Source organism: Ensifer sp., from assembly GCF_031989085.1.
In the GTDB taxonomy this organism is placed as follows: Bacteria; Pseudomonadota; Alphaproteobacteria; order Rhizobiales; family Rhizobiaceae; genus Ensifer.
Map to the genome: position 1 here is coordinate 187,572 of NZ_DALZXU010000006.1, position 24,078 is coordinate 211,649.

Annotated in this window: 20 protein-coding genes; 9 read left to right on the forward strand and 11 right to left on the reverse strand. The window is 62.4% G+C overall.

What is annotated here, in order from left to right; genetic code table 11:
• Window position 1: 1 nt before the first annotated feature.
• Complete coding sequence (gene araG, locus RTP54_RS22925) at window positions 2–1,528, reverse strand: L-arabinose ABC transporter ATP-binding protein AraG (RefSeq protein WP_312365906.1); 1,527 nt, start codon at window positions 1,526–1,528, stop codon at window positions 2–4.
• A gap of 68 nt (window positions 1,529–1,596) precedes the next feature.
• The gene (locus tag RTP54_RS22930) at window positions 1,597–2,580 is read right to left on the reverse strand and encodes an arabinose ABC transporter substrate-binding protein (protein ID WP_112811212.1); all 984 of its coding nucleotides are present in this window, start codon (window positions 2,578–2,580) and stop codon (window positions 1,597–1,599) included.
• Window positions 2,581–2,778: 198 nt separating this feature from the next.
• Between RTP54_RS22930 and RTP54_RS22935 the strand changes: the two genes are divergently transcribed.
• From RTP54_RS22935 to RTP54_RS22960, 6 genes are all read left to right on the forward strand, one after another.
• Window positions 2,779–3,540: a FadR/GntR family transcriptional regulator gene (locus RTP54_RS22935; protein WP_112816040.1), complete on the forward strand. Its 762-nt coding sequence runs from the start codon at window positions 2,779–2,781 to the stop codon at window positions 3,538–3,540.
• A gap of 70 nt (window positions 3,541–3,610) precedes the next feature.
• Window positions 3,611–4,759 (forward strand): galactonate dehydratase, encoded by a 1,149-nt coding sequence (gene dgoD / locus RTP54_RS22940; RefSeq protein WP_112811214.1) that lies wholly within the window; start codon window positions 3,611–3,613, stop codon window positions 4,757–4,759.
• Window positions 4,760–4,797: 38 nt separating this feature from the next.
• Window positions 4,798–5,574, forward strand: coding sequence for an SDR family oxidoreductase (locus RTP54_RS22945; RefSeq protein ID WP_312365907.1), 777 nt, complete (start codon window positions 4,798–4,800; stop codon window positions 5,572–5,574).
• A gap of 306 nt (window positions 5,575–5,880) precedes the next feature.
• The gene (locus RTP54_RS22950) at window positions 5,881–7,596 is read left to right on the forward strand and encodes an IlvD/Edd family dehydratase (RefSeq protein WP_312365909.1); all 1,716 of its coding nucleotides are present in this window, start codon (window positions 5,881–5,883) and stop codon (window positions 7,594–7,596) included.
• Between the two features lie 12 nt (window positions 7,597–7,608).
• On the forward strand, window positions 7,609–8,517 hold the full coding sequence (locus tag RTP54_RS22955; RefSeq protein ID WP_312365910.1) for a dihydrodipicolinate synthase family protein: 909 nt from the start codon (window positions 7,609–7,611) through the stop codon (window positions 8,515–8,517).
• Between the two features lie 142 nt (window positions 8,518–8,659).
• Window positions 8,660–9,340, forward strand: coding sequence for a FadR/GntR family transcriptional regulator (locus RTP54_RS22960; RefSeq protein WP_312365911.1), 681 nt, complete (start codon window positions 8,660–8,662; stop codon window positions 9,338–9,340).
• Window positions 9,341–9,354: 14 nt separating this feature from the next.
• Here RTP54_RS22960 and RTP54_RS22965 read toward each other — a convergent pair whose 3' ends face one another.
• Window positions 9,355–9,855 carry a hypothetical protein gene (locus RTP54_RS22965; protein WP_312365912.1) on the reverse strand — a complete coding sequence of 167 codons (501 nt, stop codon included), beginning with the start codon at window positions 9,853–9,855 and terminating at the stop codon, window positions 9,355–9,357.
• Window positions 9,856–10,374: 519 nt separating this feature from the next.
• Between RTP54_RS22965 and RTP54_RS22970 the strand changes: the two genes are divergently transcribed.
• Both RTP54_RS22970 and RTP54_RS22975 read left to right on the forward strand, forming a co-directional pair.
• A complete protein-coding gene (locus RTP54_RS22970; protein WP_312365913.1) occupies window positions 10,375–11,277 on the forward strand; it encodes a hypothetical protein in 903 nt (300 codons plus the stop codon).
• A 190-nt stretch (window positions 11,278–11,467) separates the two neighbouring features.
• Window positions 11,468–11,872 carry a hypothetical protein gene (locus RTP54_RS22975; RefSeq protein WP_112811220.1) on the forward strand — a complete coding sequence of 135 codons (405 nt, stop codon included), beginning with the start codon at window positions 11,468–11,470 and terminating at the stop codon, window positions 11,870–11,872.
• Between the two features lie 109 nt (window positions 11,873–11,981).
• Here the strand turns inward: RTP54_RS22975 and RTP54_RS22980 are convergent, their stop codons facing one another.
• The 6 genes from RTP54_RS22980 to RTP54_RS23005 all read right to left on the reverse strand — a co-directional run bounded on the left by RTP54_RS22980 (window position 11,982) and on the right by RTP54_RS23005 (window position 18,778).
• Complete coding sequence (locus tag RTP54_RS22980; RefSeq protein WP_112811221.1) at window positions 11,982–12,254, reverse strand: curli assembly protein CsgF; 273 nt, start codon at window positions 12,252–12,254, stop codon at window positions 11,982–11,984.
• Between the two features lie 31 nt (window positions 12,255–12,285).
• The gene (locus tag RTP54_RS22985) at window positions 12,286–12,894 is read right to left on the reverse strand and encodes a hypothetical protein (protein ID WP_112811222.1); all 609 of its coding nucleotides are present in this window, start codon (window positions 12,892–12,894) and stop codon (window positions 12,286–12,288) included.
• Between the two features lie 31 nt (window positions 12,895–12,925).
• Window positions 12,926–13,267, reverse strand: coding sequence for a curli-like amyloid fiber formation chaperone CsgH (gene csgH / locus RTP54_RS22990; protein WP_162704230.1), 342 nt, complete (start codon window positions 13,265–13,267; stop codon window positions 12,926–12,928).
• 135 nt (window positions 13,268–13,402) lie between these two features.
• A complete protein-coding gene (locus RTP54_RS22995; protein ID WP_312365914.1) occupies window positions 13,403–16,924 on the reverse strand; it encodes a hypothetical protein in 3,522 nt (1,173 codons plus the stop codon).
• A gap of 282 nt (window positions 16,925–17,206) precedes the next feature.
• Window positions 17,207–17,902, reverse strand: coding sequence for a CsgG/HfaB family protein (locus RTP54_RS23000; protein ID WP_312365915.1), 696 nt, complete (start codon window positions 17,900–17,902; stop codon window positions 17,207–17,209).
• A gap of 492 nt (window positions 17,903–18,394) precedes the next feature.
• A complete protein-coding gene (locus RTP54_RS23005; protein WP_312365916.1) occupies window positions 18,395–18,778 on the reverse strand; it encodes a hypothetical protein in 384 nt (127 codons plus the stop codon).
• 140 nt (window positions 18,779–18,918) lie between these two features.
• Here RTP54_RS23005 and RTP54_RS23010 point away from each other — a divergent pair, with 140 nt between their 5' ends.
• Window positions 18,919–19,638: an invasion associated locus B family protein gene (locus RTP54_RS23010; RefSeq protein ID WP_162703652.1), complete on the forward strand. Its 720-nt coding sequence runs from the start codon at window positions 18,919–18,921 to the stop codon at window positions 19,636–19,638.
• A 57-nt stretch (window positions 19,639–19,695) separates the two neighbouring features.
• Here the strand turns inward: RTP54_RS23010 and RTP54_RS23015 are convergent, their stop codons facing one another.
• Entirely contained in the window at window positions 19,696–20,616 is a 921-nt protein-coding gene (locus RTP54_RS23015; RefSeq protein WP_409517188.1) for a response regulator, read from the reverse strand.
• Complete coding sequence (locus tag RTP54_RS23020; RefSeq protein WP_312365917.1) at window positions 20,609–23,995, reverse strand: ATP-binding protein; 3,387 nt, start codon at window positions 23,993–23,995, stop codon at window positions 20,609–20,611. Before RTP54_RS23020 ends, RTP54_RS23015 begins: the two co-directional genes overlap by 8 nt.
• Window positions 23,996–24,078: the final 83 nt, after the last annotated feature.

The following is a 24,078-nucleotide window of genomic DNA, read 5'->3' on the forward strand; positions in this document are numbered from 1 at the left end:
GTCAACGTGCCTGTGCGTGAGAAGGAGTGTTTGGGTTTTGAACGTCCGGAAGGGCGGCAGCCAGAACGCGCCGGTCGTCGAAATCTGCTCGTGGGATATCGGCGGCGACGCGACCCTCGCACATGACCATGATGCGGTCGGCGATGCCCATGACTTCGGGCAGTTCGCTTGATATCACCACGATCGCCATGCCGTCGGCTGCCAATTCATAGAGGATTTCGTAGATTTCCGACTTGGCGCCGACATCGATGCCGCGCGTGGGCTCGTCAATCATCAGGACCTTGACGCCCTCTTCGGACAGCCAGCGGCCAAGGATCACTTTCTGCTGGTTGCCGCCCGAGAGATTGATGATGTCCTGGCGACGCGACGGCGTGCGCACGCGCAGCTTGGCAATGAACTTGTCGGCAAGCGCGCCCTCCTTTTTCGGGTTGATGATGCCGAAGGGCGAGAAGTGGCGGCGTGAGGAGATCGTCATATTCTCCTCGATCGAGCGGCCCTGGACAATGCCGTCGAACTTGCGATCTTCCGGGCAGAGCACCATGCCGGAGCGGATCGAGTGCGGCGGGCTGTCGGCCGCGATCGTGACGCCATCGACAGAGACCGATCCGCCGCTTCGCGCGTCGGCGCCGTAGACGAGACGGGCCAATTCGCTGCGGCCGGCGCCGATCAGGCCAAAGAAGCCGAGGATCTCGCCGCGACGGACGGAAAAGCTCAGAGGGTGGCGCAGTTTCGGCCCCGAAATGCCTTCGACGCGCAACCGTTCCTGGCCGAGCGCGCGTTCGCGCCAGCCCCAGATGTTGGCGATCTCGCGGCCGACCATTTCGGAAATGATCTGGTCGCGCGTCACCTTCGAAATCTCGGGGTGATGGGCGGCGAGCTTTCCGTCGCGCAGCACCGTCAGGCTGTCGCAAAGGCGGAAGATTTCGTCGAGGCGATGCGAGACATAGAGAATGACGGTGCCGCTGGCGCGCAGACGGTCGATGAGGGCAAAGAGGATCTCGCTCTCCCTTGAGGAGAGTGACGACGTCGGCTCGTCGAGCGCGATCACCCGGGCATCGAGCATGACGGCCTTGGCGATTTCCACCATCTGCCGTTCGCCGATCGATAGCGAGGCGACTTTCACGGAGGGGTCGACGTCGATGCCGATCTCGGCAAGCTTCGCCGAGACGACGCCTGTCAGTTGCTGGCGATCGATCACTCCGCCTTTGCCCGGAAACCGCCCGAGCCAGAGGTTTTCTGCCACGGTCAGTTCCGGGACGAGCTGCAGTTCCTGGTGGATGACGATGACGCCGGCATGGAAGGCGTCGCGCACCGAGCGATAGTGCTGCTCTTTGCCGTCGATCAGGATTTCGCCGGTGTCTGCCGACTGGTCGCCGGAGAGAACACGGATCAGCGTCGACTTGCCGGCGCCGTTTTCGCCCATCAATCCATGGACGGCACCTTTTTTCACCGAGAACGAGACGTTCGACAGTGCCTGGACGCCGGGGTAACCCTTGGAGATGGATCGGAATTCGAGGAAGTCTTGCATCTGCGACGCTCCGGAATGGGGCGCCCGGCGGCGATGGGCCGCCGGGCAAAAGTCATCGAAGACGGGGATTACTCGATGCCGAGGTCCTTGCGCACGGCCTCGTAAGTGTCGCGCAGCGCGATCTGGCCGGCGGTGAGCGTCAGCTTTTCCGGCTCCTTGCCGTTGGCGACCCACTCATACATGTTGAGCGCGGTCTCATAGCCATGGCGCTTCGGCGAGATGATCACGGTGCCGTAGAAGCCGGTGGCTGCCGGTTTCTTGAACTCGTTGATGGCCGAGTCCGCACCGCCGATGCCGACGCCGATCATGCTGTCGGGGGCGATGCCGACGGTTTCGGTGGCGCGCACGGCGCCGAGCACCGCTTCGTCATTGAGACCGACGGCCACCCACTTCTTGATGCCGGCATTCTTGTTGAGAACGACGGTCGAAGCGTTGAGGGCCGCTTCCGTGTCGGTCTTTGCCTGCGGCGCGTCGAAGATGTTGGCTTCCGGGAAGCCGTTGGCCTTCAGCACCGAGAGCGCACCTTCTACGCGGTCGACGGCGGTCGGCAACTGGTCGTAGGAAACGCGGATCGCGCCGACGTCCTTCATGTCCCAGCCGCGCTTCTTGATCTCGTCGACGATCGACTGGCCGACGGCTTCACCGATCTTGGTGGCGGAAATGCCCATATGCGGCACGTCTTCGATCGGGCTGCCATCGGCATTGACGAGGCGATCGTCGACCGTCATCAGCTTCAGGTCGTTGGCTTGAGCCTTGGCGATGATGCCGGGGCCGAGCTTGACGTCGGGCGTGCAGATGATGAAGCCCTGTGCGCCCTGGGCGCCGAGATTGTCGATCGCCGACTGAACCTTTTCGCCGTCTTCCGCGCCGATCTTGACCAGCGTGAAGCCTTTTTCCTTGGCGGCGACGTCGGCGAACTTCCACTCGTCCTGGAACCACGGCTCCTCGGGCTGCTTGACGATGAAGCCGATCTTGACGTCGGCAGCGAAGGCCGAAGTTGCGGCGAATACGGCGACGGTGCCAGCCAAGATGGCGGCCTTGAAGAAGCGCATGATTTCTCTCCCTGGTGAACTGCCTCCTGCAGTTGCTATTTGTGTATGATGAATCATCATATCCGTCAATTGCCTTTGTATGATGATTGAGATAGTGATGTATAACTATTGTCGACGCAGCCCCATGACCCCCGTCGCGAGGGCGGGTGAACTGGAGTAAAAGCGTCGAAGGAATTGAAGGGATGGGTGGAGATGCAGATGGAAGGACAGGAGCCGCAAGCCGCAGCGGGAGAGCAGGTGCAGCGCCGGCCGCGTGTTCAGAAGAACGTGACGCGGTCCATCGCCTCCGACATCTGCGCCGACGTCTTTCCCGTCGGCTCAACGCTGCCGCGGGAAAACGACCTCTGCGAGCGCTATGGCGTCAGCCGGACGGTCATTCGCGAATCGCTGAAGATCCTGGAATCCAAGGGCATGGTGCGTGGCCGCTCGCGGGTCGGCACCGTCGTTTGCGGCAAGGACGAGTGGAACATTCTCGATGCGCAGGTGCTCGAATGGATCGGCGAGCGCATCTTCGAATTCGATCTTTTGAACTGCATTCTGGAAGCGCGCCGGGCGATCGAGCCGGTCGCGGCCGAATTTGCCGCGGAACGCGCGACGGTGCAGGAAATCGCCGATCTCGAGCGAGCCTGGCAGGCGATGCGTGACGGCGAACGTGATGTCGCCGGCTTCACCGATGCCGACGTCGCGTTCCACACCTGCCTGCTCAAGGCCAGCCACAACCAGGTCTTCCTTCAGCTTGTCGGCATCATCCAGGCGGCGCTCAAATTTTCGCTGCATGCCTCCAACGAGGCCGCCGAGCGGCGCGACGAGGCGATCGACATCCATCGCGAACTGGTCGAAGCCCTGCGCATGCGAGACAAGGCGGCTGCGCGCGACTGCTCGATCCGCATGCTCGATCTCGCCGCGCGCGACCTGGCGACGGCAGTCAAGCAGCACAGCCCCGCGAAGCCCGTTCTCTGAAAATCCCCGCAGCCGTGCTGTCGCCCGGCTGGTCACGACCCATTATCCCCACCGAACCGGACATCATTCGATGAAGATCACCAAGCTCACGACCTATATCGTTCCGCCGCGCTGGCTGTTTCTCAAGGTGGAGACCGACGAGGGTATCGTCGGCTGGGGCGAGCCCGTCGTCGAGGGCCGGGCGCTGACCGTCGAGGCTGCCGTGCACGAGCTTTCCGACTACCTCGTCGGCAAGGATCCATTCCTGATCGAGGATCATTGGAACGTGATGTATCGCGGCGGTTTCTACCGTGGCGGTGCCATTCATATGAGCGCGCTTGCCGGCATCGACCAGGCGCTCTGGGACATCAAGGGCAAGGCGCTCGGCCAGCCGGTGCATTCCCTGCTCGGCGGCCAGTGCCGCGACAAGATCAAGGTCTATTCCTGGATCGGTGGCGATCGCCCGAGCGACGTTGCCCGCAACGCCAAGGACGTGGTGGCGCGCGGCTTCAAGGCGATCAAGCTCAACGGTTGCGAGGAGCTGCAGATCGTTGACACCAACGAGAAGATCGACAAGGCCGTGGAGACCATCGGCATCATCCGCGATGCGATCGGCCCGAATATCGGCATCGGCGTCGACTTCCACGGCCGGGTGCACCGGCCGATGGCCAAGGTGCTGGCCAAGGAACTCGAGCAGTTCAAGCTGATGTTCATCGAGGAGCCGGTGCTGTCGGAAAACCGCGAGGCGCTGAAGGAAATCGCCAACCATTGCTCGACGCCGATCGCGCTCGGCGAACGGCTGTATTCGCGCTGGGACTTCAAGTCGGTGCTGGCCGACGGTTATGTCGACATCATCCAGCCCGACCTTTCCCATGCGGGCGGGATCACCGAATGCCGCAAGATCGCGTCGATGGCCGAAGCCTATGACGTGGCGCTGGCGCCCCATTGCCCGCTCGGGCCGATCGCGCTTGCCGCCTGCCTGCAGATCGACGCCATCAGCTACAATGCCTTCATCCAGGAACAGAGCCTCGGCATTCACTACAACGAGGCCAACGACATTCTCGATTACGTCTCCAACAAGGATGTCTTCCACTATGAGGACGGCTTTGTGTCCATTCCGCAGGGGCCGGGTCTCGGCGTCGAGGTTGACGAGGCCTATGTCATCGAGCGCGCCAAGGAAGGTCACCGCTGGCGCAACCCGATCTGGCGCCATGAGGATGGCAGCGTCGCCGAGTGGTGACGGCTGCGCCGGTTGATCGAATGAGGGAGGGGACAAACATGAGCAAGCGGCTTGCTGGCAAACGTATCGTCATAACAGGTGCTGCCCAGGGCATTGGCCTCGCCATGGCGGAGGAGTTCCTGAAGCAAGGCGCCAGTCTCTTCCTGATCGATCGCGACGGGCCGCTGCTCGACAAGGAGACGGCAAGGCTCAAGGCGGATGGCGGCACCGTTGCCTCGACGACAGCCGATATCACTGACGCCGACGGCATCGCCGAAGCTATCCGTCAGGCGGAGCAGGCGATCGGACGGCCGAACGCGCTCGTCAACAATGCCGGCATCAACATCTTTTCCGAGCCATTGGCATCGAGCGATGCCGACTGGCAGCGCTGCTTCGACGTCAATCTCAAGGGCGCGTGGAACTGCAGCCGTGCCGTGCTGCCGGGCATGATTGAGGATGGCGGCGGCGTCATCCTCAACATTGCCTCCACCCATGCCTTCACCATCATTCCGCATACCTTTCCCTATCCGGTGGCCAAGCATGCGCTTCTCGGCATGACCAAGTCGCTCGGCATCGAATACGCTTCGAAGGGCATCCGCGTGAACGCTCTTGCGCCCGGATACGTGCTCACGCAGAAGGCGGTCGAATACTGGAACAGCTTTCCGGATCCGGTTGCTGCCAAAGCCGAAACAATGAAGCTGCATCCGGGCGGCCGCATCGCCACGGCTGACGAGATTGCCCGCGCGGCACTCTTCCTGGTGTCGGACGAATGCACCTTCATCAACGCCACCTGCCTGACCGTCGACGGTGGCTTGAGCGTCCTGCACCATCCCTGAGCCGGGGCGGGCGGTCTGATCTCAATCGCTTTCGCCAATCAGCGCGGCCCGCGTTGGTTGGCGTTGCCTGCCGCTCTCTGCTTGACGCCGGCCGCGAAGGCCCCCTGTTTCCCTACTGCGGCTTTCGCATTCTCATCTGCCTCCTCACCGGCTTCCTCCATCAACTCCCTCCGACGTGGCCCGGTTTCCGAAACCGGCGAGCAGGGCGGCTTGTTGTGCAAGTTCAATGCTTGACTGCGAATAACTCCGATTATATGAGAAATAAAAAGTGCCACGCAGCGCGTGGCGCAAGGTGGAGGGGTGGACATGCCGAGAAAACTGAGATCGCAGCACTGGTTCGGAGGGCTCGACAAGGATGGCTTCATTCATCGCAGCTGGATGAAGAACAACGGCCTGCCGGATGACGCCTTCGACGGGCGTCCGGTCATCGGCATCTGCAATACCTTCTCCGAACTCACGCCGTGCAACGCCCACTTTCGCGGCCTGATCGAGCACATCAAGGCGGGCGTGCTGGAGGCAGGTGGCCTGCCGCTGGAGTTCCCGGTGTTTTCCTGCGGTGAGTCCAATCTGCGCCCGACGGCCATGCTCTTTCGCAATCTCGCTTCCATGGATGTGGAGGAGGCGATCCGTGGAAACCCGATCGATGGCGTCGTTCTGATGGCCGGCTGCGACAAGACCACGCCGTCGCTCGTCATGGGCGCTGCCTCATGTGATCTGCCGGCGATCGTCGTCTCCGGTGGGCCGATGCTGAACGGCCGGCTGAAGGGCAGGACCATCGGTTCGGGCACCGACGTCTGGAAATTCTCCGAGGATGTGCGGGCCGGCGTCATGTCGCCGGCCGAGTTCATGGCGGCGGAAAGCGCCATGTCGCGATCGCCAGGTCATTGCATGACCATGGGTACGGCCTCGACGATGGCATCGATGGCCGAAGCCCTTGGGCTGGCCTTGCCCGGCAATGCGGCCTATCCGGCGGTCGATGCACACCGCGCGCGCCTGGCCCGGTTGTCCGGCCGGCGGATTGTTGCGATGGTGGCCGAGGACCTGCGCCCCTCGCACATCCTGACGCGAAAAGCCTTTGCCAATGCCATCCGTGTCAACGGCGCCATCGGCGGCTCGACCAACGCCGTCGTGCATCTGCTGGCGATCGCCGGGCGGGTCGGCACCGAACTGACGCTCGAGGATTGGGACCGGTTCGGCCGGGATATCCCCACGATCCTCAACCTCATGCCATCAGGAAAATTCCTGATGGAGGACTTCTGTTACGCCGGCGGCCTGCCCGCAGTCATGAGGGAGATCGCCGACCTGCTGAACCTCGACAATCCGACGGTGACCGGCAAAAGCGTCGGCGAAAACATCGCGGATGCGGAAAATTACAATCCGGATGTCATCCTGCCTCGTGCCGTTGCGCTGACCCAGCAGGGCGGCATCGCTGTGCTCAAGGGCAATCTCGCGCCGCAGGGCGCGATCCTGAAACCGTCTGCGGCAACCCCGGCGCTGATGCAGCACCGCGGCCGCGCCGTCGTCTTCGAAACGATCGATCACTACAAAGAGCGTATCGACGATCCCGAGCTTGCCATCGACGAGACCTCGGTGATGGTGTTGAAGAACTGCGGCCCTAAGGGCTATCCAGGGATGGCCGAGGTCGGCAACATGGCGCTACCGCAGAAGCTGTTGAAGCAAGGCGTGCGCGACATGGTGCGCATTTCCGATGCGCGCATGTCCGGTACGGCCTTCGGCACCGTCGTGCTGCATGTGGCGCCGGAGGCAGCTGTCGGCGGTGCCCTGGCGCTGGTCAGGGACGGTGACTGGATCGAGCTCGACGTGGCAGGACGCCGGCTGCACCTCGATGTCGACGAGGCCGAACTGGCGCGCCGGCGGCAGGAATGGACGCCGCCCGAGATCGCCATGCCCGGAGGTTACCAGGGCCTTTATGTCGAGCGGGTGATGCAGGCCGATCGTGGCGCTGATCTCGATTTTCTCGTCGGTTGCCGCGGGCACGCCGTGCCGCGCGACAGCCACTGAGGGGGAGCGGCGATGTCCCGGTTCGATCCCACTGACCTTCACGGCATCCACGCCATCCTCTATGCGCTCTTTGATGGCGACGAGAAGCTCGATCGCGAAGCCATGCGGCGGCAGACAGAAGTCTGCCTCGTGGCCGGCGTGCACGGCATGGCGGCACTCGGCCTTGCGACCGAAGCCTCGAAACTGAGCGAGGTGGAACGCATGGCGGTGATGGAATGGCTGGTGGAAGACACCGCCGGCCAGGTGCCGGTGGCGCTCACCATTTTCGGGCCGTCAGTCGAGGAGCAGGTGCGACAGGCACGCCACGCCGTTGGGGCCGGCGCCGACTGGCTGATCCTGCAGCCGCCGATCGTCGGCCAGTTTTCGGCCCAGGAATACATCCGCTTCTTCGGCCGGGTTGCCGACGCGATCGACGTACCGGTCGCCATCCAGAATGCACCGGCCTTCATGGGCAGGGGCCTGACGGCAACGGACATTGCCGAGCTTGTTCGCCAGCATCCGAACATCACGCTCATCAAGGGCGAGGGGCCGGTGGTGGATATCGCCGCGCTGATCGAGGTTACCGAGGGACGACTGCCGGTTTTCAGCGGGCGGGCCGGGCTCGAACTCATCGACAACCTGCGGGCCGGATGCCGCGGCTTCATTCTCGCCCCCGATTGCATCGACCATGCCGTCAGAGCCTATGAATTTTATCGCGACGGCTGGGACGAAGAGGCGGAAGCGGCCTATCGCGACATGCTTCCTGCGGTCGTTTTCACCATGCAGGGCATCGAGAACCTGATGTGCTACGGCAAGCGTCTCTTCGGTGAACGCGCCGGCCTGCCGGTTTTCGACCGTGCCCCGGCGCTGCGGCCGACCGCGACGGGTTTGGCGATGGTTCAGCGTTTCGCATCTGAACTTGGCCCCTTCGGCGGGGAATAGGCGCGGTCGCTATCCCTCTTGGCTCGCGCCTGTTGGGGTGTGCCGGGGGCTATGGTAGCAAGGGGAAGAATCGCGCCAGAGTGCGCGACGGGATTTCAAAAACGGGCGGCAGATGACGACATTTACGATCGGAGACCGGGGCTTGCCCGCGCAGATCGCAGCCGAGATCGGCCGCCGGATCGCGATGGGCGAACTCAAGCCCGGCGTGATCCTGCCAAAGGAATCCGAGATGCTCGGCAATCTGCGCGTCAGCCGGACGACCTTGCGCGAGGCGCTGAAGATCCTGTCGACAAAGGGTTTCATCGAAGCCAAGCCGCGCCTGGGCACCCGCGTGCGGGCGCCCGAACATTGGAACACCCTCGATCCGGTGGTGCTCTCCTGGCATGAGGGCGCGCAGGACCAGCCGCACCTGGCCGAGGAACTCTTCGAAATTCGCCTGGCGATCGAGCCGATGGCGGCAAGTCTCGCCGCCCGCCGCGCGTCGGACGACGAGCGCCAGCGCATCCGTGCCGCCTACGAGCGGATGGTCGAGGACCATGCGGCGGTTTCCGACGCCATCGAAGCCGATATCAACTTTCACCTGGAAATCATCCAGGCGGCGCACAATCGCTTTCTGCTGCCGGTATCATCGGTGATCCGCACCGCGCTGACGATCAGCATCCCCAGGACGCTTCGGACATTCGGTGGGCTGCAGCACTCCTTGAAGATGCATGAGGCGATTGTCGAGGCAATCGAAGCGCGGGACCAGTCGGCGGCTGCGACGGCCGCGGAAACGCTGCTGAACGCAACCTACCAGCGCAATTTCCAGGCCGGGAAACGCTAGGAACGCCTTCAGCTTCACTTGCGATGCAGGTTGATCTCGCTGGTGACGACCTTGTTGCCGGAGGTTGGGTCGACGTCGACGGTGGTCAGTCGCATGCCGTTTGCACCGACTTTCTGAACCGTCAGGTTGGCGCTGCGATCGCCGTTGACCTCCTTGGCCCAGCGGATAGTGAGATTGATCGCGTCGCCACGACGGCTGCCGCTGAGGCCCGCCCGTCCGCCGCGCGGTCCAAGATAAGACCCACTGTATTTCGTGCCGCTGGCCTTCAGTTGTGCGTCGATCGAGCGCGAAATCAGGATGAGCCCGCGACACACCCCTTCCATCGACAGAGCCATGCCCCTGGATTGGCTATCGAAGTTACAGGAGACGTTGACGGGCGACATGTGTGTGCGAATTCGAACCGTGCCTTCTCCCGACCAACGCCCTTGAAGCGACTTCAAGAACGCGCCTTCGTCAGCCTCGGCGCCACCGGCAAGCGATGTTGTCATGGCGGCCAGTGCGAGCCATCGAAGCATGTCGCAACCCTCCGTTCAGAGATCGGCATGGTACACCAGGCATGGCCCGGACCACCAGCCGCAACGTCTGGCTGCCCGCAATGTTCCACCGTCTCCTTGGAATTGGCTTTGTTGAACTGGCGTCAAGGTCGGTTTCGTCGTGCCCCAGCCGCCGTGCGCTACCGCTTCGGGTTGCGAGCGTTGTAGCGAAGCCATCAATGCGGGTGGAATGTCGCCAGCAACGCGACGCGGTCGTTAACCTCATCACCCGAAAATGGCGTCGGAGTGATGGTGTTTAGCGATGGAGGTCGGTAAATAAACCGTTAATGTTGTTGTATATGCAGTGAATGGCAACGCCGCCTCGGCTTGAATATTGTAGCGCACGACATTTTGGATCGGTTTAATGTTTATCGTATCGGGTTTTGTTCTATTTTCAGGCTTTCCAATACACATCGCCGATTGCCGCCGCTCCGTGGATAGGGGCGAGTGCGGCTTTGCCGGCGTTGCGGTCGATCTTCCGGCGCGGCGGAGCCTGACGGCATGAGCGTCCACCCATCCGTCAGCGACATGTCGGCGCTGCCGCTATCCGTCCGGGTGCAGGCGATCCTCGGTCGCGAGCAGTTCGCAGAGGCCTTGCGCGATGTGGCGTTGCGACTGGTCGAAATGCACGATGTCGCGCCGCGGATCGTGCGATACACCGCCAATTTGCAGAAATGGTTGCTGACTCAGGCCATCCTGACCCTTCACTTCGAGCACAAGACCGATGTAACCCGTCCCGGACTGACGGCGGCCAAGCTCATCGATTTCTTCGTTGCCAACAATGTCGCAAGCAGAAACACCGCCGTCGCCCATCTTTCGGAAATGCGAAGCTACCGATTGCTGCTCGACGCCGAATGGGCGGGCGACAAGCGTTTGCGGCCCCTGACGGTGGCAGATACCGCCGAGGATCTCATCCGCCAGTGGTTCGAGGGGCATCTCAAATCGCTCGACCGGCTGGACGGCGGTACGCGCTACCGGCGCTCCGTTGCCGAGCCGTCGTTGATGCATTTCGCGCAGCCGAGGATGACGCGACACCTGATTGACGAGCCCGGCTGGTGTTCGCCGCCCGAGAGTGTCGCGACCTTCGTGTGGACGGAATCCGGCAGCAATATTCTGCATGATCTGATCGCGCGCCTGCCGAAAGGCGAGCTTGCGTCGGGGCAGATACCGATCGGCGCATTGCGCATCAGCGAGATCACCGGACGCTACATCATTTCGAAAAGCCACGCCCAGAGGGTCTTTGCCCGTGCCCGCGACCTTGGCTTCGTCGGTTGGCAAAAGCCCGGCAACCGGGGTGACCTGTGGGTGTCGTCCGATCTGGTGTCCGACTATCGCCGCTGGCAGGCGATCAAGTTCGCAGCCCTTGACGAGGCCTTCGACTGGGCCGTCGCGCAGTCCCGCTGATCGCTGGTTGCTGGTCGCGCCGCAGATGAGGCCAGGCAATTGGCCGGCGGCCGCATCATGGTTGTTTTTCCGTTAATCCCGATCGCCGCTTTTTATCGTTCAAATTGGTGGAAATTTTTCCAAGTATCTATGGTCATTGCTTAATTTCGCGTCGTTACAACTCATCTCACCAAGAACGGGGAGATAAGAAATGAACAACGCTAAAGTAATTTCCGCAGTATTGCTTGCATCGCTTCTTTCGGCTCCGGTCGCCATGGCCGGCCCTGAGTTCGCTTCGCCGGCCTTCGTGCAGCAGGCAACCGGCGGCGCCGGCTTTGCGGCGCTCGATACCGCTTCGATCATGAAGCCGGTGATGGATCTGATCGTCGCAGCACCGACCGTCGATACGACGTCGCTCGCCGGCAATCTGTCCTTCGTCTACCAGAGCGGCGACTTCAACACGGCCTCGATCCAGCAGAGCGGCGTGCGCAATGTCGGTTTGATCCAGCAGGCCGGCTACATGAACTCGGCTTCGATCAGCCAGACCGGCGTCGGCCACCAGGCGTTCATCTCGCAGCAGGGCCGCAACAACGTTGCGATCATCAGCCAGCGCTGACATGCAAAAAACAGATCGAAAGCAGCGCCCGGGACAGGCGCCGCTTTCGATCCTCACTCGAGAGAGCCGGCGTTCGCTGGCTCTTTTTCGTTTTGTGCGGGCGCCGGGTTTACTGCCCGTCGTCCACCTCCGGCAGCGGTACCGGGTTGGGGTTGGGCTGCGGCACGCCGCCGAAATCCGGGAAGTCGATGGTGAAGCCCGGACCGCTGGAGCTTGCGCCTTCGCCCTGGGCGGTTGCCTGAGACAGCAGCCAGTTGCCGTTCAGCGGGTCGCCGCCGAGCGAAGGGTTGATCGGCCGGTAGACCAGTTCGGATGCAAGGCCGGTGCCGGCCGCGGCGATGGTGACCGTTGCCGCGAGAAGCGCGGTTTGAAGCAACTTCATGGGTATTCTCCTTCTTGAAGATCGGGGGCGGTCAACGTTTCGGTAAAACGTACATCCGGCCCGGAACGACGACAACGGTCTTGTTTTCCAGGCCGCGCAGGCCGGTCGGCATCATGTACCGCCCGCTCTGCGCCGTCTGGATCGCCAGCACTGTCGAATTCTTGGAATCGCGCACGTCCAGCACGCCAGCGAGGCTGTTGCCGTCCTGGATGTAGGCGATCTGGTTGTTCTCGCCGGAAACGCCGACGAGCTGGAAATTGTTGTCGCCGCGGCTCGCCTGCACCACCGAGTTGTTGGTGCCGCCCTGGACGAGAAGCAGGGCCGAGCTGTGGCCCTCGATCGCCTGGACAGCGCGGTTGTTGGTGCCCGCCTGCTGGATCAGCGCCAGACTTCCCGTTCCCTCGATGCCGGCATTGGCGGTATTGCCCTGGCCGAGCTGGATGATCGAGGTGGTCGAGCCGCTTTCGCCGCCGAGGAACGGCTGGATCGGCGCCATCAGCGCGTTCACCTCTGCCGGGTTGGTGCTGTAGTCCTTGACCAGCAGGTCTTCGGCCGAAGCCGTCGTTGCGGCCGCCGCGAAGCCTGCGGCGACGAGCGCGTTGCGAAGAACCTTGCTGAATGGGCGTGTCGAGCGTTTCATCTTTTTTCTACCCGTTTCTCTGTTTCTTCGGTCAGATGCGTGTCGTCGGTTGCGAAAGCTCGATCGTCTGGTCGAGGTCGCAGAGTGTCTTGCCGCTGTCGTCCGTGACAACGAGCATCAGGCGAACCTTGCCAACACGGTTGATCACGACCTGCGTGTCGCCGAGCGAACCCGCGAAAAAGCGGTTCTTCTGGCTGGTCGTGCTGCTTCCCCCCGGAGATTGTGTGGCGATGCTGAGGGAGAAACTGCCGTTGAGATCGGTTGCACCTTCGATGAAGGGTCTGAGCGTTGCCATCTGCTGCCCACCGATCCGCACGCCGCATGCCGTGATTCGGGGATCGCTGGTGTTGCCGAGGATGGTTTGACCGCTCATCGAAGTGGCACTCGCTGGGAAACCGAAAATGATTGTGACTGCGAAAATCTGGAGAAACCGAATTGCCTGCTGAAGCCGCATGATCTGAACCTCCGTGTGGGGAGTGGGGCGCCCGAAGGCGCCCCACCAGTTCGATCAATTCTGGCTGACGAAGGCGACGTTTCTGGCGCCGGCCTGGATGACCACCGAGTTCTGGCCGTTGTTGCCCTGGTTGACGATCGCATAGTTGCGATCTGCATCGCTGGTGCCGCTGCCGTACTGCAGCACAACCGAGTTGGAGGCCGAGCCCGTCTGGCTGATCCAGGCGTTGGAGTAGGCGCCTGCCTGGACGACTGCCGACGAATGACCGCCAGCGCCCGTCTGGTCGACGAGGGCGAGCGAGTTGTTCGACGACTGTACGATCAGCGAGGTGTTGCCCACCGTGTTCGACTGGTTGGTGGCCGCGACGTTCTTCTTGCCGTTCTGGATCGTCAGAGCGGCATTGCCGAGGCTTGCGATCTGTGTGGTCGTTGCCACGTTGTCCTGGCCGGCCTGGATGATGCCGGCTGCCGACAGGATGGCACCGGTCTGCAGGTTGCTCGCGGAGTTGCCGTTACCCGACTGAACGATGGCGGCAGCAGCACCAAGCGTTGCGGTCTGGATGTTGGCAGCACCGTTGCCGTCACCGATCTGAACCGTGGCTGCAAGCGAACCGGCAGCAGCGGTCTGGAAGTTGAAGGCGTCGTTGTCGTTGCCGGTCTGAACAATCCCTGCAGCCGAGGCAACCGTCGGAAGCACGATTTCCGGCAGAGCATCGCCAACTGCCTGAAGACCGTCAACGGCCACTTCACTTAGTGTCGGACCAACCAGGCCATTCACGAAGTTTACGATCGATCCCGGCGCCGATGCTCCGTTGGATGTGCGCTTCACATAGAGCGAAACATCGGCGTGCGCTGTAAGTTCTCCCGGTATGATGACCTGCCCGACTTGGCTGTTGAGTGCCACGTTGTTGTTGCCGAACTGAGCGATGGCCGCAAAAGAATCCTGTGCTGGTGCTGCGTCAGTGCCAGTCAGACCCGCATTCGTCCACTGCACGCCATACTCCCAGTAGTTCGCCGTGCCGCCCAAGGGACCGAACCGACTTGCATTGCCCAATTTCTGGGAGCCGTCGTCCAGGCCAATTGTCACCGTCTGGAACTCGCCCTGAGTGTTGTAGGCCGTGTTGCCATTGCCGACCTGGAGCACTGCCGCGGTCACGCCCGAGCTTTCTGCCTGCTGCAGGTTGCCGGCGGTGTTGTCCCAGCCGAACTGGCCGATGAGGGCCGTTGCGCCGGTGACGTCGTTCTGAACGTTGGCAGCTTCGTTGTTGCCGCCAGCGCCCTGGATGATGAAGGCGTTCGACAGCGACGATGCCGTCTGGCTGTTGACCGCCTCGTTGGAGCGGCCGCCCTGGATGATCGTTGCATCGACGCCAGTGCTGGAGAGCTGCAGGTTGGCAGCCGAGTTGTCACGGCCGTCCTGCAGGATGTTGGCACTGCCGCCGGTCACGCCGGATTGCAGGTTGGCTGCCTCGTTGCGGTTGCCCGACTGGATGATCGAGGCGTCGACACCGCTGCTGGTGAGCTGGACGTTGCCGGCCGCGTTGCGGTTGCCGTCCTGGATAATGCCGGCGGTGCCGCCGATTACGCCAGACTGGCCATTGTTCGCCTCGTTGCGGTCGCCGTTCTGCAGGGTAAACGCATCAACATTGCTGCTGTCGGCCTGGATAGTGCCGGCAACGTTGCGATCGCCCTTCTGCAGGATGACGGTGGCCATGTTGGTGCCGTCGGTCTGGAGGTTGGTCGCTTCGTTGCGCGCGCCGTCCTGGACAACAAGCGCATCGGAGTTGACCAGATCTGCCTGCACGTTGCCAGCCGTGTTGCGGCTGCCGAGCTGCAGGATCGAAGCGTTGGTCGGATCAACGTTGGTCTGCAGGTTTGTCGCCTCGTTGTTCGAGCCGCCCTGGATGATGTTCGCAGTCGCTTCAGAGCCGCCGCTTTGAACGTTGGCGCCGCTGTTGCCGCTGCCGACCTGCAGGATGTTGGCGGTGTTTTCTACGCCGCCGCCGACCTGCGCATTGCTTGCGCCGTTGCCGGTGCCGAACTGGGCAATGTTGGCCCCGTTGTCGCTACCGGTATCCTGGAAGTTGGTTGCGGTGTTGCCCGAACCGAACTGGCCGATATTGGCGCTGTTGCTTCTAAAGGCTTCGGTGCCGATCGCGTCGTTCTGGTAGTTGCCGGCGATGTTGTCGTCGCCGAACTGCAGGATCGTCGCGTCGTTGCCGGCTTCCGGGCTGCCGCCGCGGTTGCGGGCGTTGACGGCAAGGTTGTCGTCGCCGAACTGGCCGATGGCGGAGTTGTGGTTCGTGCCGCCTTCAGACAGGTTGAAAGCGTCGTTGCGCTTGCCACCCTGCAGAATGGTTGCCGTCGAATTGCGGCCATCGTTCTGGGTGTTGACGGCAAGGTTGTCGTTGCCGACCTGGCCGATCGACGCCTTGTTGTCGTTGTTGTAGCCGTTGTTGTGGTAGTCGCCGATCTGGCTGTTGAGCGCGGTGTTGCGATTACCATCCTGCACTGTCTGCGCCGTGTTGTTCTTGCCGCCGCCGGCACCGCCCGCCTGCAGGTTCACGGCGTTGTTCCTGTTGCCGCTCTGGACGATCGAGGCGTTCAGCTTGTCGGCCGGGCCGGCCTGGGTGCCGGGCGACTGCAGGTTGGAGGCGGTGTTGTTGTTGCCGTCCTGCAGGATGAAGGCGTCGGAATTGTTCACTGACGTCTGGACGTTGGCAGCGCCGTTGCTGTTGCCGTCCTGGATTACCGTTGCGGAGGTCGGATCGACATTCGTCTGCGTGTTGACGGCGCTGTTGTCCTTGCCGTTCTGGGCAATGATCGCCGTCGCGTCAGCCGAGCCACCTTGCTGGGTGTTGATCGCGCCATTGCCCTTGCCGACCTGGAGGATGCCGGCATTACCGTCTTCGCTGCCGGTCTGGTTGTTGATGCCGGCATTGCCGGTGCCGCTCTGGGCGGTTACGGCGTTGGATGAGGTTTCGTTCGTCTGGTTGTTGATGGCAGCGTTGCCCGATCCGCTCTGCAGGATCCCGGAGAAATTGCCGCCGCCAAGCGCGCCCTTCTGGTTGCTTTCGGCGTAGTTGCCCGGCTTGTTGGCGTTGTCGTTCAGCTGGATGATGCCGGTGTCGTTGCTCGTTACGCCCTTTTCCTGGGTGTTGCGGGCAATGTTGGCATTGCCGCCCTGGAAGATGGTGCCACGGTTGCTGCCGGTCTGGCGGAACGTGTCGACCAGGTTGTTGGTGCCGAACTGGGCGATGCCGCCGACGTTGCTGCCCTTCTGCAGGAAGTCGCCGCCGACGACGTTCTGGCTGCCGAGCTGCATGACGCCGAGGTCGTTCTTGCCCTGCTGGGCATCACCGGGTGCGCCGGCAGCCGTCAGAGGCAGGAACACGTTCTGCCGGTCGTGCTGATAGATGAAGCCGCGGTTGGCCTCTTCCTGGGACAGGTAGGCGAAGTTGCTGACGTCGCGCTGGCCGATGTAGCCGGTGTTGGCTTCCTGCGCGGAAGCGCCTGCGGACATCGCCAGGATGGCAACGCCGGTCAGCAGCAAAGTCTTTCTTGCTGAGAATTTCATGGACTTCTCCCTTTTGTTCGGCGCGGGCGTCTTGGTCGCCTTGAGGCGCCGCACTCAATTAGAGCGTTAACAATTCGTTTAATATCACTGCGTCCTGTGTCTGAACAAGGCGCTCATACAGATTAATTAAGTAATAGTTAATCCAGAAAAGGCAAGCACCCAAAATTGGGTCAATTAAATCCGAATCGTGGAAAATAAAAAATGCGCCATTACGAATCGTTATTGATTCGCAATGGCGCATTTTAAAGTAGAGGCTGATTTAATATTTATTGTGTATTAGGATCATGAAGATGGAAGTGAGATATTTCCGTACTTCTGATCGTAATTGCGGATGAATTCGGCCTCGCTGGCGCGATCCTTGAGGTGCCAGAGGCCTTGACGTACGCCATCGACGGCGAGCGAATAGACGCCGAGCTCGATGCCTTCGCGCACGGCGAGCGAGCCGGGGTCGTTGCGGGATTGACCGAGTTCGATCTCGAGCAGTTCACCGGCCGTGGCAAACTTGTATGCGCCGCCGCGCACCTGGACCGAATAGATCTGCTTCGTGGTCGTGGTGGAGGCGAGAACCTCACCGGTCTGGACGCTGACAGCGCGCAGATTGACGGTGACGATATCGGAGCGATACTGCACGTCGCCGCCGATGCCGAGGTAGCGCGCTCCGGCGCCGCCGGTCAGCTCGTTGGAATCGTAGCCGACGATGCCGCCTTCGAGCAGCAGCCCGGCAAAACGCACGGGCGGCAGGCCGCTCTGGCGACCGTAGGCGCGCTGCGTGTTCTCGATCAGGGTGCGTTCCTGGACGAGGTTCTTCAGGCCGGAGCGCTCGACGACGCGGAACCACTGGCCGTTGCCGGTCTTCTTCAGGACGTCCACGAGGATGGCAGCGCCGCCCTGGGTAACGGCGCGGCTATATTCGGCAAAGGCCTCGTTGGGTTTCGCCTGACCTGTGAGGTCAGGAAAATCATAGACGGCGATGTCCACCGGGATCTCCGGCGAGGGCATCGATCTGACCTTGGGCGTCGTCTTCGTCGGCGCGGTCAAAGTCGCTGCCGGCGTCGCCAGCTGTTGACCGCTTTGACATCCTGCAAGGAGCCCACCAAAGACACAAAGAGCTGCCAGTTTGAACTTCATAATTCCCCCGTCAGATTGCTGCCGCCAGGTGCAGCAAGCCATGCGTCATCGCTTCTCGAGCCGGATCGGACCGAAACTAAAGGCGCGCGGTTATACTTCCCCGAAAACTATAGTTTCCGAAGCGAAAGCACTTCCAGACTGATTAAATTCCCTCAGCGGTTCACCCGGACGAACTAGCCCAGCCCTGTCCATGCGAACTTTCTCACACAGCTTCCCTACCACTGAAGTTTTATGGGTTCGCAGTCCCATTTTTGGGTGAATTGGTCATTTTGGCCGAAAATGAGGCAGGAACGACGGAACTGGTTAACGCGGTGGTAACCAAGATGAGGTCGTACTTTCGGGTTATCGGCTCACCGTGCCGCGTCCGACCGAGGGCCAGTCCATCTCGGAAGAGACCAGTCGGACGATCGCCGATGATCCGGTGCCGACGGTCGGCACGATGTCATTGCCTGCACCCTGTACAGTGCTCGATTTACCTGCGGCCGCTGCCTGTCCCGCAGTCTTTCCCGAGCGTGTCGACGATGCCGAAGTATTTCTTTTTGCTTGAGAATTAGGCTTGGCAATGCCTGGCTTCGCGCCGGCCGGCATCTGCTCGACATAGGCCTTGTTGCCGCCATTCCTGTTGACCTGATCCACATAGGCCTGGGCCCAAGCGGCGCCGCTTGTCGATAGGGACAGACATAGCAAGGTGGCAATCTTCATGGGCGACAGCAGGCTCGACATCATGTTCCTCACCAAATCTAAAAACCCGGATTAGACATGATCCTTAGGCATTTCTTCATGAAACCACAATCGCCGCGACCTGTTTGACTCGGGTATTGTTCCGTGGAAGACAAAATGCACGAAGATATATTGGAGGACTTCCCATGACGTACAGGAGCGCGATGCGTCTTGTATTCGGCCTTTCGACGGCGCTGGTGCTCGGTTCACCGTTGCCGCTGGCCGCGCAGCAGTCGACGACGGGGCCGATGTTCTCCACGCCCGCGTCGCGGTCGACAACCGGGGCGCCGATCCTCAGCGATCCGACGGCAGACGGAAACGGCGCAATCATCGATTCGATCGGTGGCGGAGCGAAGACGCGACCGGCTGCGACAACGGAAAAGGCGCAGAAGCCGGCGTCGAACACAGATGCCGCCGCCGCGCAGTTCAAGGAATGGGTGCTGCAATGCGTCGAGCAGGGCAAGGAGCCGGCCCGCTGCCAGGTCTCCGGCAGCACGCTTTCCGGCGATGGCAAGCAGGTTATCCTGGTGATGAGCCTGGCGTTCCGGCCCGACGGCAAGACGGTTGCCATGCAGATGGCCGTTCCGCTCGGGGTCGCGTTGAAGGATGGCGTCAAATTCGATGTCGCCGGCGGCTACAAGACGTCGATGGCGCTCAGCCGCTGCACGCCGCAGGGCTGCCTGGTCGAAGGTGCGGTCGAACCCGCCCTGATCGACGCGATGAAGGCGAAAGCAAAGGCGACGGTGACGGTGGCAACACCGGAAGGCAAGGCGATCCCGATTGCGCTTTCGCTCTCCGGATTTTCCGATGCCTATGCCGCGCTGATCGAGCGTCAGGCAGGGGCAAAGAAAGCCGCCGGCAACTGAACCGCGTCGCCCCCGGCCCGCCCGCCTCGTTACGGCGCGCGGGTCGGATGCTTGCGACTAGATCCCGTGCAGGACCTGCGTCGCCTTGACGGCCGCCGAGGCGCGGTTTTCGACGCCGAGCTTCACATAGATCTGTTCCAGATGCTTGGTGACGGTACGGGCGCTGAGGCCGAGGATCTCGCCGATATCTCGGTTCGATTTTCCCTTGGCGATCCAGAGCAAAACCTCCGATTCGCGCTGGGTCAGCGAAAAATGCTGCCTGAGCATTCCGTCGTCGCTGCGCCCGCTGTCGGCCGTCAAGCGGAAGAGATACTCATTGGCGCCGATCGCGCCGAGAAACGAAACCTGCAGGCCCGACGGTCCCGGTCCTTCCAGGGTAAAGCTCGCCTCCCGCGCGCCGCGTGCCCCGGTCGTCTCCATCCAGTGGGCGATACGCCGCGCGATCGTCGCCAGCCCGTCGTCGCTGCCGGTTGCGGCGTTGACGAGGCGGGTCGCCTGCGGCGTCGACCAGCGAATGCCGCCGTCGGCGCGCACGGCAAGCAGGTGCCGCCCGGCCGCATCGAGTGCGACATGGGCGCTCTGCGCGGAGCGGGCGTTGGACAGGTGAACGCGAATGCGTGCCCGCAATTCGTCGATATTGATCGGCTTCGTCAGATAGTCGACGCCGCCGGCTTCGAGCGCGCGAACCACATGCTCGGTTTCCGTCAGCCCGGTCATGAACAGCACTGGCGTCTGCCCGACCGCGGCGTTGGCTTTCAGGCTCAGGCAGGTTTCAAACCCGTCCATTCCCGGCATGACCGCATCCAAGAGGATGACGTCGGGCGTGATCCGCTCTGCAATCGAAAGCGCCGCGTTGCCCGAGGTGGCGATCAGGACGGAGAAGCCGGACTGTTCCAGTGCCTCGGTCAGGAAGCCGAGCGCTTCGGGCGAATCGTCGACCAGAAGCACAATGTCTCGACGATCGTAGGTCTCAACCACGGGGAGCGGCTCCATTGGTCGTTGTCTTCTTCAGGAAGGCGTCGTAGCCGGCGAGGTCGAAGGCCTGGACGTAGTTGCGGGCCGCCGCCACGAAGGGCTGATGTTGCGGTTCCAGCGCGATCTCGGCGAGCTTGGCCTCGATACCCCTAACGTAGCCGATCTCGCCGAGCCGGATCAGCTCCTCGACATGGTGCCCGTCCGGCAGCGGCATCGCGTCGGCACGGATCGATGCCGGCTCCTCGCGCGCTTCGTCTTCATGGATCCAGGTGAGCCCGAGCTGTACGGCGAGCTTGTCTGCGAGTTGGCCGACGCCGAAGGGCTTGGCCAGGGTGTCGTTGTGGCCGGCATAGGCGCCGGTCCCCGAACCGTCGCCGATATTGGCCGACAGCATGATGATCGGTGCCATCTGGCCGTCCCGGCGCAATCTGTCGACCAGCTCCCAGCCGTTCATGTCGGGCATGGAGATGTCGATGAGGAAGATGTCGGGAGCAAGGGTTTCGAGCATCTCGAGGCAATGGCTGCCGCTTTCGGCCGCAAGCACGGTGAAGTCCATGGGGCTGAGAATTTCGTGCATCAGGTTGCGATGGTCGGCGTTGTCGTCGACGACCATGATCGTGCGGCGCGGGCCGGGATAGGAGGTGACCCGGCGCAGGGCGGCAGGGGGTGCCGGCCGGTCGACGGCCGACAGCATCAGGCGTACCCGGAATGCCGTGCCCGTGCTCGGCTGACTGGTCACGGATACTTCGCCGCCGAGCGTTTGCGTCAGCAGCCGGGTGATGGTCAGGCCGAGGCCGAGGCCTGGCATGCTGCCGAGGTGCTCCGCTTCGCCGCGCTGGAACGGATCGAAGATGCGCGGGAGATCCTTCTCGGCGATGCCGCGGCCGGTGTCGGCGATGGTAAATGTCGCAACCTGGCTGCGATAATCGACGTCGAACCGGATCTCTCCGCGCTCCGTGAATTTAAGGGCGTTGGAGAGCAGGTTGACGAGGATCTGGCGCAGGCGCTTTTCGTCGGATTTGACGTAGCGCGGCAGGCTGGACGCCCGACGATGCAGGAAGGCGATGCCCTTTGCCTGTGCCTGCGGACGGAACATCTCGACCACCTGGTCGAGGAAGTCGAAAATGTTGATCTCGTTGGAATAGACCTGCAGCTTGCCGGCTTCGATCTTCGAGATGTCGAGCAGTCCGTCGATGAGGCCGGACAGATGGTCGGCGCTGCGCTTGATGACCTTGATGGCGCCCTGGCGCGCAGGCGGGATCGTGTCATCGCGCTCGAGCACCTGGGCGTAGCCGAGCACGGCGTTGAGCGGCGTGCGCAGTTCGTGGCTAAGGCCGACGACGTACCGGCTCTTGGCGCGGTTGGCCGCCTCCGCGGTCTCCTTGGCCTGCTGCAGGGCGGCATCGGTCTTCTTGTGCGCGGCGATTTCCTTCAAGAGCAGGGTGTTCTGCCGCGACGATTCTTCTTCCGCGACGACCCGGCTATCGTGGGCGAGCACGTAGAACCAGCAGACGATGCCGGCGAGCACGGCAAAGACGAAGAAAACCGCGGCAATGGTCCGCTCGACGACGGCAGCCGTCTCCGGCGACGCGTTGCCGGTCTGGTGCGCGATCATCGCCAGGATGAGGCCGATACCCGCGATCGAGAGCATGGCCGAGATGGCGTAGCGGCCGAGCCGTGTCGAGAGTTTCGCCGTTATCGCTTCTGGAAGCAGCGTGTGGGCGACCGTTGCGATCTGTGCGTTGAAGCGCGCCTTCGGCTTGCACATGTCGTGGCAGCGGCTGTCGAGCGAACAGCAGAGCGAACAGATCGGTGCCGCATAGGCCGGGCACCAGGCCATGTCCTCCGGCTCGAACGGGTGTTCGCAGATCGAGCAGGTGATCTCGCTCTGGGCGGCCCAACTTCTTCTCGGCTTGCGGGCGAGGTAATATTTGCCGCCCGTTGCCCAGGCGATCAGTGGCGATGCGACGAAAGCGATGACGAGGGCGATATAGGGCGCAAGCGAAGCGGCGATGGTGCCGAAGGCCCCGAAATGGGCCGCCAGCGCGATCGTTGCCGAAAGCGCCATGGCGCCGAGGCCGACCGGATTGATGTCGTAGAGATGAGCGCGCTTGAACTCGATGCCCGGAGGCGACAGGCCGAGCGGCTTGTTGACGAAGAGGTCGGCCGAAATCGTGCAAAGCCAGGCCATGGCGATGATCGAGAACACGCCAAGTGTCTCCTCGAGCAGGCGGTAGATGCCGAGTTCCATCAACAGCAGCGCGATCGCCACGTTGAACACCAGCCAGACGACGCGGCCGGGATGGCTATGGGTCAGGCGCGAGAAGAAGTTGGACCAGGCCAGCGACCCGGCATAGGCGTTCATCACGTTGATCTTCAGCTGCGAGACGACGACGAAGGCGACCATCATCATGAGGGCTGCGGTGTCTGACGGGACCATGTAGCCGAAGGCCGTGTAGTACATCTGCGCCGGATCTGCTGCGCGCGTCGAGGGAACGCCCAAGGAGAGTGCCAGCACGACGAGAAAGGAGCCGGCCAGCAGCTTCGGCGCCCCGACCAGCACCCAGCCGGAGCCGGCCAGGAAGACGGCAACGCGATGATGCAGCTTGCGCTGGCCGTCTGGCGGCAGGAAGCGAAGGAAGTCGACCTGTTCGCCGATCTGCGCCATCAGCGCGAAGATCACCGCTGAAGCTGCGCCGAACTCTATCAAATCGAAGGGAGCGAGCGTGCCCGGCGGGCCGGAGGCGTGATGGATTCCGGAATAGGCAAGCCAGATGCCGACCTTCTCCCAATCGGCAAAGGCGATGAAGACGAAGGGCAGGATATTGAGCACGATCCAGAAAGGCTGGGTGATCAGTTGAAACTTGCTGATCAGGCGTACGCCATGGGTGACGAGCGGGATGACGACGACGGCGCTGACGATGTAGCCGATCCAGAGCGGAATGCCGAGCGCCAGCTCGAGCGCCCCTGACATGATCGAAGCCTCGATTGCAAACAGGATGAAGGTGAAGCTGGCATAGATCAGCGACGTCAGCGTCGAGCCGATATAGCCGAAGCTGGCGCCGCGCGTCAGAAGGTCGATGTCGACGCCATGGCGTATGGCGTAGCGGCTGATCGGCAGCCCGACCGTCAGGATCATCAGGCTGGCGATCAGAATGGCAACGATGGCGTTGGTCGTGCCGTAGGACATGGTGATCGCGCCACCAATGGCTTCGAGCGCCAGGAACGAGATCGCCCCGATCGCTGTCTGTGAGATGCGCTCGGAGGAGAAGCGCCGCGCGCTCTTGGCGGTGAAGCGCAGGGCATAGTCTTCAAGCGTCTGGTCCGCGACCCAGCGGTTGTATTCGCGTCGAACGGGAATGATGCGCTGGCGTGCCGCCATGTTGCCTCGTCATCTCTCGCATTGCTGGCGGGTGAATGCCTATTTTCACGGCACTGGAATTCTATGCGTGAAATTTATGCAAT

What these genes read in the sequence shown, in the direction of transcription:
- RTP54_RS22945 (WP_312365907.1), top strand. Translation starts at nt 4,798, where the DNA reads ATGAGCAAGCGGCTTGCTGGCAAACGTATCGTCATAACAGGTGCTGCC.
- RTP54_RS23010 (WP_162703652.1), top strand. Translation starts at nt 18,919, where the DNA reads ATGACGTACAGGAGCGCGATGCGTCTTGTATTCGGCCTTTCGACGGCG.
- RTP54_RS22950 (WP_312365909.1), top strand. Translation starts at nt 5,881, where the DNA reads ATGCCGAGAAAACTGAGATCGCAGCACTGGTTCGGAGGGCTCGACAAG.
- RTP54_RS22995 (WP_312365914.1), bottom strand. Translation starts at nt 16,924, where the DNA reads ATGAAATTCTCAGCAAGAAAGACTTTGCTGCTGACCGGCGTTGCCATC.
- dgoD (WP_112811214.1), top strand. Translation starts at nt 3,611, where the DNA reads ATGAAGATCACCAAGCTCACGACCTATATCGTTCCGCCGCGCTGGCTG.
- RTP54_RS23005 (WP_312365916.1), bottom strand. Translation starts at nt 18,778, where the DNA reads ATGATGTCGAGCCTGCTGTCGCCCATGAAGATTGCCACCTTGCTATGT.
- csgH (WP_162704230.1), bottom strand. Translation starts at nt 13,267, where the DNA reads ATGAGCGGTCAAACCATCCTCGGCAACACCAGCGATCCCCGAATCACG.
- RTP54_RS22985 (WP_112811222.1), bottom strand. Translation starts at nt 12,894, where the DNA reads ATGAAACGCTCGACACGCCCATTCAGCAAGGTTCTTCGCAACGCGCTC.
- RTP54_RS22975 (WP_112811220.1), top strand. Translation starts at nt 11,468, where the DNA reads ATGAACAACGCTAAAGTAATTTCCGCAGTATTGCTTGCATCGCTTCTT.
- RTP54_RS23020 (WP_312365917.1), bottom strand. Translation starts at nt 23,995, where the DNA reads ATGGCGGCACGCCAGCGCATCATTCCCGTTCGACGCGAATACAACCGC.
- RTP54_RS22965 (WP_312365912.1), bottom strand. Translation starts at nt 9,855, where the DNA reads ATGCTTCGATGGCTCGCACTGGCCGCCATGACAACATCGCTTGCCGGT.
- RTP54_RS22970 (WP_312365913.1), top strand. Translation starts at nt 10,375, where the DNA reads ATGAGCGTCCACCCATCCGTCAGCGACATGTCGGCGCTGCCGCTATCC.
- RTP54_RS22935 (WP_112816040.1), top strand. Translation starts at nt 2,779, where the DNA reads ATGGAAGGACAGGAGCCGCAAGCCGCAGCGGGAGAGCAGGTGCAGCGC.
- RTP54_RS22955 (WP_312365910.1), top strand. Translation starts at nt 7,609, where the DNA reads ATGTCCCGGTTCGATCCCACTGACCTTCACGGCATCCACGCCATCCTC.
- araG (WP_312365906.1), bottom strand. Translation starts at nt 1,528, where the DNA reads ATGCAAGACTTCCTCGAATTCCGATCCATCTCCAAGGGTTACCCCGGC.
- RTP54_RS22930 (WP_112811212.1), bottom strand. Translation starts at nt 2,580, where the DNA reads ATGCGCTTCTTCAAGGCCGCCATCTTGGCTGGCACCGTCGCCGTATTC.
- RTP54_RS22980 (WP_112811221.1), bottom strand. Translation starts at nt 12,254, where the DNA reads ATGAAGTTGCTTCAAACCGCGCTTCTCGCGGCAACGGTCACCATCGCC.